Here is a 3,997-nt window from a genome sequence, read left to right as displayed (position 1 = left end):
CGCTTCGTGGGCGCGTGGTGGCCGCTGCTGCGGACGGCGCGGGCGGGCGCGGTGCTGGCGCTGCTGCTGTCCGTCGCAGGTGCGGTGTCCAACGCACTCCTGGCAGGTGAGTCCTTCACGGTGGCCCTGCTGCTGAAGGCCCTCGCCATTGGCCTGAGCGCGGCGGGTGGCTTCACCGTCATGAAGACGCTCCTCTTCGGGGACGCCGTGGAGGAGGCGGCGCGCGAGGCGGGAGAAGTGGCGGCCGGGGAGATTGCCGGCAAGGCGGCGGCGGTGGCCGCCCTCGATGCGCTCCAGCCGGGCGACAAGCGGTGAGGGGCCTGGTGCTGGCGTTGGCCCTGCTGATAGCAGGCAGGGCGCGTGCCGAAGGGGAAGTGCTGGATGTGGCCCGTGCCACCGTGACGCTCCAGGATGGGCGCACGGTGGCTGTGTCCGAGGGATGCTGGTTGTCCACGGAGCGCTGCATCCTCACGGCCCGCGAGCTGCGCCGCCTTCAGGCGGAGAACGAGGTGCTACGCCAGCAGCCGCGCTCCGTTCCTGTCCTGGCTGTGGTGCTGGCGGTGGTACTCGGCGCGGGGGCGGGCTTCGCCCTCGCCCAAGCGCGGTGATTGCTCTTTAGAGTCCGAGTTTGTGGACTTTAAAAGTTAACTGCGCTCAAACTCCTTGGGAGGCGCTGTCGCGCCTTTCTCCCGCCTCCTGAGGAGCCATGCCCGACACGACGACCGATGACCTGGCGCGCACCGAAGCCTCCGCGCGCCGCAGGCAGCTTCCGCCGACGCCTGAGAAGCCGCAGCACCTCTTCACCATCGACGGCATCCGCTACGAGGCCGTCCGCGAGCTGGTGCTGATGCAGACGGGCGAGCTGCTAATGCTGGCTCAGCGCTTCTCGGAGCGGGGCAACAAGCTTCCCGGCTTCTGCTTCGTGCGGCGGCTGGCGAACCCCTCCACCTTCATGCAGCGCACGCGGCTGGGGGAGGAGATTCAGCTGGCCTTCCGTTTGCGCCATCCGGCCATTGCCACGGTCTTCCACCGCAAGGTGAACAAAGGCGCGCTGCACGTCGTCATGGAGTACGTGGATGGCCCCTCGCTGGAGACGCTGGTGAGTGCGGGGGTGGCGCGCGGCCGGCCTGTCTCCGAGGCCTTCGCCCTCTATATCGGCGCGGAAGTCGCTGAGGCCCTGCACCACGCGCATACGCTGACGGATGCGGACGGCAAGTCACTGGGCGTCATCCACCGCGACGTCAATCCCCGGCACGTCTACGTGGGGACGCAAGGCGAGGTGAAGCTGACGAACTTCGGCGCGGCCTACTCGCTGGTGGTGGGACGCGAGGAGTCTCCCGCAAGCCTCGTCCGGGGCGACGTGGCGTATGCCTCGCCGGAGTACCTGACGCGGCAGCCCCTGACGCCGCGCTCCGACGTCTTCGGCCTGGGCGTGCTGCTGGTGGAACTCTTTACCGGCAAGCACCTCTTCGACGTGGAGGACGTGCCGCGCCCGCCCAAGGAGAGGCTCCGTCTCCAGCCGGAATTCCTCCCCTCCCTGCCGCTGACGCAAATGCAGGTGCTGCTGGCCCGCTTCGGCCCGGGGGACGTCGAGGAGGCGGTGGCCTCACTCTCTCCGGACGTGAAGGCCATGCTGCATGTCGCGCTGCGTGCCAAACCCGAGGAGCGGTTCGCCACGGCGGCGGACATGCGCGACGCGATGCGCGTTGCCTTGGCGAGGCGGCACCCGGGTTTCGGCCGGCAGGAGGCCGCAGCGGAGTGGGCCCAGGTACTGGCGGAGGGCAGTGTCCTTCGCGACGAGGTGGAGTTCGGCGAGGAGGGCTTCTTCCCCGAGGGACTGGACGCCCACGAACTGGAGGGCTTGAAGCGGGAGTAATTCTTCAGCGCGCCAGGGCGGAGGCAACGTGGAGGAGGGCTGCGAGGTCCTCCGCGTCCAGCTTGCGCGCAAGGTGGAGGAGTCGCCGCAGCTCCGGGGCGTCCTCTTCCTTTTTGGGCTTCTCCCGCGTGTCCTTCCGCACGTCACCTGTCGCGGTGAGGCCCATCAGCTTCTCAGGGGAGACGCGCAGCTCTCGGCAGAGGCGATAGAGGGAGGGGACGCTGGGCAGCATCTTCCCGCGCTCCAGGCGGTTGTAGACGGGGTGCACCAGCCCAATGCGCTCCGCGACTTCGGCTTGCGTCAGGCCCAGGTGCTGACGGGCGGCGCGGGCCTCCGTGCCGATGGTGATGCCGAGTTCCTCATTCATGGCGGGCGCAGCGTAGCCGAGGCCGCACTACCGGGACTCGGGAAGCAGCAGGAGCAGCGCCCGCACCTGGGGCTCCTCCAGGTTGCGCACACGCAGGAGGAGCTGATGGCGGGCAGGGAAGTCGCTGGAGACGGGCGTATGGCCCATCAGCTCGTCTGGCGTGACGCCCAGCGCGCCGCACAGGCGCTGGAGCGTGGAGACGCGGGGAAGGATGAGGCCTCGCTCCATGCGGCTGTAAACGGCGTGAGCGAGGCCCACGCGCTGGGCCATATCGGCCTGAGTGAGGCCCAGGCGAGTGCGTGCGGCCCGTGCGGCATTGCCAATGGTGCTTGCGAGTGGCTGGGAATGGGCCGGCTGCGAGGAATGGCGCGCCATGACGGAATCGTAACCGAAGTCCTTCCAAGGGTGAATGCTGGAGGTCGGGCGAAATGCAATAGACTCCAGGAGTCCTCCCTGGAGCGCCCGCCCAGAGGGAGGGATTCCCGGGCTTCTCCCGCTTCTGGTAGGGTCCGCGCCCCGCTGGGAGGACGCCGCATGGAAGAGGCCAGGGAGCCCGAAGGACGGACGCCATGATACGGGGGCCACCTCCGGCCGTGCTGTCTCCTGGGGCCCAGGTGCTGGGCTACACGGTGGAGCGCCAACTGGGGCAGGGCGGCTTCGGCACGGTGTACCTCGCGCACTGCGATGGCCAGCGCTTCGCCCTGAAGCTGCTGCACCTGCCGCGAGTGGGGGAGCGGGCGGAGCGCGAAATCTCCATCCTTACCCGCCTGCACTTCCCCAACGTGGTGCGGATTCTGGGGCATGGCTACTGGCCGGTGGCCCAGCCGCAATTCGCCGTCATCGCCATGGAGTACGTGGAGGGGCGTCAGCTGGACGCGTGGGCCGACGCGGAGAATCCCACGGCTCGGCAGGTGACGCGCGTGCTGCTGGGAGTGGCGCGAGCGCTCGCCGCCGCCCACGCGGAAGGGGTGCTGCACCGGGACGTGAAGGAGGCCAACGTCATGGTGCGCGCCTCGGACGGCCTGGCCAAGCTGGTGGACTTCGGCATCGGCGACTACGCGGGCGCGCGCGAGCTGACAGCGGACATCCTCCCGCCCGGGACGGTGGACTACCGCTCCCCGGAGGCATGGCGCTTCCTGCGCGCTCACCTGGAGGACCGGGACGCTCGTTACGCAGCGGGGCCTGCGGACGACTTGTGGGCGCTGGGACTCGTTGCCTATCGGCTGCTGACGGGGCGCTTCCCCTTCGATGGCGGGGACGGCGCCAGCGTGACAGAGGCGATCCTCTCCAGCGCCCCCACGCCGCCGCACGAGGAGAACGAGCGGGTGCCTCGGGTGCTGAACGACGTGTGCCTGCGGCTCCTGGAGAAGACGCCCGAGGCACGCACTCCGAGCGCCCAGGCGCTCTGCGAGTCGCTGGAGCAGGTGCTGCGCGGTGCGGACGCGACGTGGGACGTGCCGCTCTGTGACGCCTACGACGAGGACTCCGCGACGACAGAGGGGGAGGGCATCGACAGCTTCGAGCAGTGGCGGCACCAACCCCGGCACCGCCCCCGTCGAGGCAAACGCCGTCCCCCGAAGCCGGCGCCAGCGATGGACGCGGATGCTGCGGAGAGCGAGGCGCCGCCTCCCGCGACGACCGTGCGTGTGGCGCTTGCGAAGCGCTGGGCCTTCCGCGCCTGGGCGGCTCTCGCAGTGGTGCTCGTCTTGACGGGGGCGGCATGGGGCCTCGGGACGTCGCGCGTCGTGCGTCCA

General features: G+C 69.8%; 5 protein-coding genes and 1 pseudogene. 4 read left to right on the top strand and 2 right to left on the bottom strand.

From position 1 onward, the window contains the following. From K8556_RS38645 to K8556_RS38635, 3 genes and pseudogenes are all read left to right on the top strand, one after another. Positions 1 to 315: pseudogene (locus K8556_RS38645) on the top strand (hypothetical protein); the annotation flags it as partial. An 8-nt stretch (positions 316 to 323) separates the two neighbouring features. Then, entirely contained in the window at positions 324 to 608 is a 285-nt protein-coding gene (locus K8556_RS38640) for a hypothetical protein (protein ID WP_223745144.1), read from the top strand. 98 nt (positions 609 to 706) lie between these two features. Beyond that, entirely contained in the window at positions 707 to 1,876 is a 1,170-nt protein-coding gene (locus K8556_RS38635; protein WP_223745143.1) for a serine/threonine-protein kinase, read from the top strand. Positions 1,877 to 1,880: 4 nt separating this feature from the next. Here K8556_RS38635 and K8556_RS38630 read toward each other — a convergent pair whose 3' ends face one another. Both K8556_RS38630 and K8556_RS38625 read right to left on the bottom strand, forming a co-directional pair. Then, positions 1,881 to 2,243, bottom strand: coding sequence for a helix-turn-helix domain-containing protein (locus tag K8556_RS38630; RefSeq protein ID WP_172811570.1), 363 nt, complete (start codon positions 2,241 to 2,243; stop codon positions 1,881 to 1,883). A gap of 27 nt (positions 2,244 to 2,270) precedes the next feature. Then, positions 2,271 to 2,618: a helix-turn-helix domain-containing protein gene (locus tag K8556_RS38625; RefSeq protein WP_223745142.1), complete on the bottom strand. Its 348-nt coding sequence runs from the start codon at positions 2,616 to 2,618 to the stop codon at positions 2,271 to 2,273. 194 nt (positions 2,619 to 2,812) lie between these two features. On the opposite strand from K8556_RS38625, the gene K8556_RS38620 reads away from it, so the two are divergent. After that, positions 2,813 to 3,997: serine/threonine-protein kinase (locus K8556_RS38620; protein WP_223745141.1), on the top strand; the 1,185-nt coding region annotated here is incomplete at its 3' end.

The sequence above is a fragment of the Corallococcus sp. AS-1-12 genome (genome assembly GCF_020036995.1).
GTDB lineage: Bacteria > Myxococcota > Myxococcia > Myxococcales > Myxococcaceae > Corallococcus.
This window is presented reverse-complemented; position numbering and strand designations above follow the sequence as displayed.